This window comes from Okeania sp. SIO2F4 (assembly GCF_010672385.1).
Classification (GTDB): Bacteria; Cyanobacteriota; Cyanobacteriia; order Cyanobacteriales; family Microcoleaceae; genus Trichodesmium.
Genome location: NZ_JAAHGT010000773.1, coordinates 1 through 4,744 on the forward strand (window position 1 = coordinate 1; position 4,744 = coordinate 4,744).

General features: G+C 32.5%; 7 protein-coding genes and 1 pseudogene. All 8 read left to right on the plus strand.

Annotation, left to right across the window (positions count from 1 at the left end):
• Positions 1-124: 124 nt before the first annotated feature.
• The 8 genes and pseudogenes from F6K22_RS32385 to F6K22_RS32420 all read left to right on the plus strand — a co-directional run bounded on the left by F6K22_RS32385 (position 125) and on the right by F6K22_RS32420 (position 4,681).
• Positions 125-418: a hypothetical protein gene (locus tag F6K22_RS32385; RefSeq protein ID WP_293107774.1), complete on the plus strand. Its 294-nt coding sequence runs from the start codon at positions 125-127 to the stop codon at positions 416-418.
• Positions 419-457: 39 nt separating this feature from the next.
• On the plus strand, positions 458-1,273 hold the full coding sequence (locus tag F6K22_RS32390; protein ID WP_293107777.1) for a hypothetical protein: 816 nt from the start codon (positions 458-460) through the stop codon (positions 1,271-1,273).
• Between the two features lie 353 nt (positions 1,274-1,626).
• Complete coding sequence (locus F6K22_RS32395) at positions 1,627-1,968, plus strand: hypothetical protein (RefSeq protein WP_293107779.1); 342 nt, start codon at positions 1,627-1,629, stop codon at positions 1,966-1,968.
• A gap of 66 nt (positions 1,969-2,034) precedes the next feature.
• On the plus strand, positions 2,035-2,259 hold the full coding sequence (locus F6K22_RS32400; RefSeq protein WP_293107782.1) for a DUF433 domain-containing protein: 225 nt from the start codon (positions 2,035-2,037) through the stop codon (positions 2,257-2,259).
• A 2-nt stretch (positions 2,260-2,261) separates the two neighbouring features.
• Positions 2,262-2,516: a DUF5615 family PIN-like protein gene (locus F6K22_RS32405; protein WP_293107788.1), complete on the plus strand. Its 255-nt coding sequence runs from the start codon at positions 2,262-2,264 to the stop codon at positions 2,514-2,516.
• Positions 2,517-2,651: 135 nt separating this feature from the next.
• A pseudogene (locus F6K22_RS32410) lies at positions 2,652-3,071 on the plus strand (XisH family protein).
• A gap of 86 nt (positions 3,072-3,157) precedes the next feature.
• Positions 3,158-3,394 carry a XisI protein gene (locus F6K22_RS32415; RefSeq protein ID WP_293107790.1) on the plus strand — a complete coding sequence of 79 codons (237 nt, stop codon included), beginning with the start codon at positions 3,158-3,160 and terminating at the stop codon, positions 3,392-3,394.
• Between the two features lie 393 nt (positions 3,395-3,787).
• Entirely contained in the window at positions 3,788-4,681 is an 894-nt protein-coding gene (locus F6K22_RS32420; protein ID WP_293107785.1) for a metal ABC transporter permease, read from the plus strand.
• Positions 4,682-4,744: the final 63 nt, after the last annotated feature.

Sequence of the window (4,744 nt, forward strand, 5' to 3'; positions counted from 1 at the left end):
CACCCAGAGTCTTTAAGACAAGTTGCTTGATTATTCTAAAATTTTTTTTAGTTCTGATTTTGGTTGTAGGTAATAGTAGGAACAGTTGGTAACTAAAACTTTAGATTATGAAAAGAGGTGTTAAATGGTAAATTTTGATATTAGCGCTCTTAGAAGAATGACAAAGATACTTGCACCAACAGCAGACTTTGAAAGTTCTTTTACTTTTTATTATGACGAAACCAATAATATTAGAAAATTCTATGTGAAGGAATTCGATTTTAATGTCTCTTTTAATTCAAAAGATTTTCATTCAAATTTTGTTTTAGGTGGTTTAGTTTACGAAGGAAGCCAACCTGATATTAAACCTTTATTTGATAGGCTTAAGCTACAAAAGAATATTAAAGATGTAAAATTTCAGCATATTGCTAAGGGATAATTTCTTGACTGCTTGAAGTCTGAAAAACTGAATTTATTTTTGAAATACCTTTTGTCGGACAATGATTTATACATTCATTATTCAAGTTTAAATATTCTTTACTGGTCTATTGTCGATATTGTTGATTCTGCAATTATGAACTCAGAAGTGGCAATGCAGTTGGGTTCAGATTACCATAAATTTCTAAAAAATGACTTATATAAGCTCGCAAAACTCGAAATTGAGTCTTTTCAAGAATTGTTTTATAACTTTAATTATCCTAATATTAAAAAGGAATCAGTTTCAGAATTCATTCAAGAACTAACTTCAATATTTGACGAATATATTGATACGCCAGAATTCCATTTTGGATTGGAATCCCTCAGACAAATACTAAAAGAGGCCAATAAAAAGAATTCACTTCTATTTAGAATGGACGGAAAAGAGCCTGTTTTGATAAATAATTTTTTGGAATTTTATCTAAGAGCTATATATTTGTTCAATAATTCAAATCATATTTTTGATAATGAGGCAACTATTTCAAAAATGCTAGCTAAGTACAAAATAATTGATGAAGGCAAAGAAATAAAAAACTATGCCTTTGTTGATTCGCAAGGTGATTTATTTGTTCAGGCTTCAGATGTTTTTGTTGGTTTGATGGGTAAATTTACTAATTATATAAATACCAATTCTAGGGATAAAATAATAAGCGATTTTAATTCATTATCAGAGAAGCAATTGAAAAATATTGATTCTTTAATAAACTTGCTTGATAAATCTCACAAGAAGAATATTGGTTTTTTGCATTGGATAGATGCTTATGAAGAACAAGCAAAAATAAATTTGATATGTGAAATTAGAAGAAACCACACATAATAATTTGACTGGAGCAGACCGGCAAAGTTAGCCTATGTTTTAGCAAAGGTTACTTACATCAGCTAACTTTAACCGTTATCTCAATCAACAATACTTGTTTCACTTAATGAGCGATCGCTTAAAGTAATTTCCACTTGTTACAATTTTTCTCTAAATATCCTATTTGAAAGTTTATTTTATGTAAATCAAACTACATTTTTTTCTACTGCCTGAAGAAGTGAAAAATCATTCCACTTTTCTAGCCTTTATTTATTGACAATCATCTGCATTGTCAAATACAATAAATGTGTTATTTAGTCTCGTTAACTTAGTTTTTTTCTCAAAAGTAATACTAATAGGGAAATAGTAATTGTATGAAGCGTCTTATTGACTATGTTAAAGCGATTGAGGGTACAGCCAGTCCTTATGAAATTGTTCGCAGTGACTCTCAGTCAGAAACGAAACACGATCCTACAGGTAGCACTATTGAGATAACTCGGCGAGTTCACCATTTTAGTGATGGAGTATCCGTTGAATATGAACGTGAATACGATGATGGCGCACCTTACCCTGGTTGTAAAGAGTTTTGGTATACCTACAAAGTAGTTAATTCTAATGGGTTTGAATTTGAGGGGGAGATGACTAAGCTCTTTCAAAGTCATTCAGAGATTCAAAATTGGTTGAAATGTAATGGAGAATCAGCTAATTCCAATTAAAGGCTAGGAAGTGCAGTATCCAATACATCTATAGCAAGATTAAAATTCATTCTGGAGTAAAGCTATATGTCAGATTTGCTCAAAAGAATTACGATTAATCCTAAACAGTGCGGTGGCCGCCTTTGCATCCGAGGTATGAGAATTAGAGTATCGGATGTACTGGATCTATTTGCAGTTGGACTGAGTGTCGAACAAATCTTAGCAGAAATGCCCGATCTAGAAGCCAACGATCTGCAAGCAGCACTTCTATATGCCTCCCGTAAACTTAATCATCCCGTGCTAATTGTATAATAATTTGGGTAGATGCACAACTGTCGCCTGCGATCGCAACTTGGATTAGCAACACCTTTGAAGTAACAGCTTTAGCTCTACGGGATATTGGTTTGAGAGATGCTGAAGATACTGAGATTTTTGAAGCAGCAAAGGCTGAAAGCGTTATTTTAATAACTAAAGACAGTGATTTTGTCGATCTAGTCGATCGCCTTGACTCACCACCTCAAATTATCTGGTTGACCTGTGGTAATACTTCAAATGCTCGGTTACGATAAATTTTAAGTGCAACATTAACAGAAGCACTAGAACTTCTACGGTCTGGTGAAGAATTAGTTGAAATTAGCGGAGACTAATTGCACCTCTTTACTTCTGTTGCAGATACTTTGAACTATTAAATTTTTCAATAACTAATGCCAGCTAGAGATATTTATCATAATACGGTTGTTGAAGCATTAAAAACAGATGCTTGGACAATTACTCACTATCCTCTATATTTAGGTTATGGAGGTCAACATCTTTATGTTGATTTAGGTGCAGAAAAAACAGCGATCGCTGCCGAAAAAAACGATCAAAAAATTGCTGTATAAATCAAAAGTTTTATTAGTCTTTCTCTCGTCAACGATTTACAAATAGCAGTGGGGCAATATGAAATTTATCGAAGCGTATTATCGGAACTAGAACCAGAACGCTTACTTTATCTTGCCGTTAATCAACAAGCTTATGAAAATATTTTCCAAGAAAAATTAGGTCAATTAATTATTAATAAAATACAACTGCGTCTGATGATTTTTGATGAAAAATTTGGGAGAATAGTTAAATGGATAACTTAGATAACTATCGTGAAATTATTAAAAAAATAATATACGAATATGGCACTCATAAACCTGCTAATGGTCAAATAGATGTATAAATTGTAATTGACACTGAACGAGACCATTATCAAGTAATTCATGTGGGTTGGGATGATATACGTCGAGTTTGTGGTTCCGTAGTTCATATCGATATTATTAATGATAAAATCTGGATTCAATATGATGGTTGTTCTCAACCTGTTGCTGAAACACTTTTAGAAGCAGGTGTAACTAAAGATATGATAGTTTTAGGTTTTCATCCAGAGGAAGTCCGTAAACATACAGGTTTTGCGGTTTATTAATGTGTAAGCATTCAGCATTCAGCAGTCAGCTATCAGCTTCTATTTCTGTTGTAAACAAATGCAAATTTTAGTAGTGTATGTTAACCTTAAAAATGTGAATTGACAACTAGAAATGTTTCGTTAATCATCCCAAATATTTTTAAATTACTACTTACTTTTTTGCGATAAAATCAGAATAATTAAGCTTTTGAAAGACATAATCAAGCAATTACCAATGTCAGCTAAAAGTAATATTTCATTTCCTGTGGAATGCTACGCAAACATAACTTTCATTCTCCTTGAATACTAATTTTTTATTCTAATATAGTGAGTTAATAACTCATAGCTGATAGCTGATAGCTGACCGCTGAATGCTTACAATAAAACAGACAAAAAAAGGAAAAATAAACACTAATGTTAGAAACATTACTCGAACCACTACAATATAGTTTTATGCAGCGATCGCTCCTAGTCGCAGTAATAGTTGGAATTATCTGTGCAGTAGTCGGCAGTTATTTAATGGTACAAAGATTAGCCTTATTAGGAGATGCTATTAGTCACTCAGTTTTACCAGGATTAGCTGTTGCTTTTTTACTTGGAGCAAATATATTTATCGGAGCATTTATCGCCGGAATAATTAGCACTATTTTAATTAACTTAATTAGGACGCGATCGCAAATCAAAGAAGATGCAGCAATGGGAATAGTTTTTTCTGCCTTTTTTGCACTAGGAATCACATTAATTACAATTATTCAGAAAGACAATAAAATCGACTTAAATCATTTTTTATTCGGCAATATTCTCGGCGTAACTATTGTAGACGTGAGGGATACATTAATTATTGGTGTAATTGTTTTATTAGTAGTAGTCCTACTGTATAAAGAACTATTATTTTACACGTTTGACCCCCTCGGCGCTCAAGCAGTAGGTTTACCTGTTAATTTATTAAACTTGGGGTTAATGATGTTAATTGGTTTGACAATTGTAGCCAGTCTCAAAGCAGTAGGAGTAGTCTTAGTTTTGTCTTTATTAATTACACCAGCATCTACAGCTTATCTATTAGTTAAAAGACTCCATCAAGTAATGATATTAGGAGTAGGAATAGGAATTTTATCTAGTATTAGTGGAATGTATATTAGCTACTTCTATAATTTGCCATCTGGTCCGGCAATTGTATTAGTATCATTTGGATTATTTATACTGGCTTTTTTATTCAGCCCGACTCAGGGAATTTTGACTCATCCCGCATCAACTTCTAGTCAACCTTCTATTTGGCGGGAGTTGAAAAATTTGATTAAATCAAATTGAAAATATCGGGTTTTTCCTCATCTTATTATTAGACAGCTACCTCTATTATTTTCCTTTTTTTGA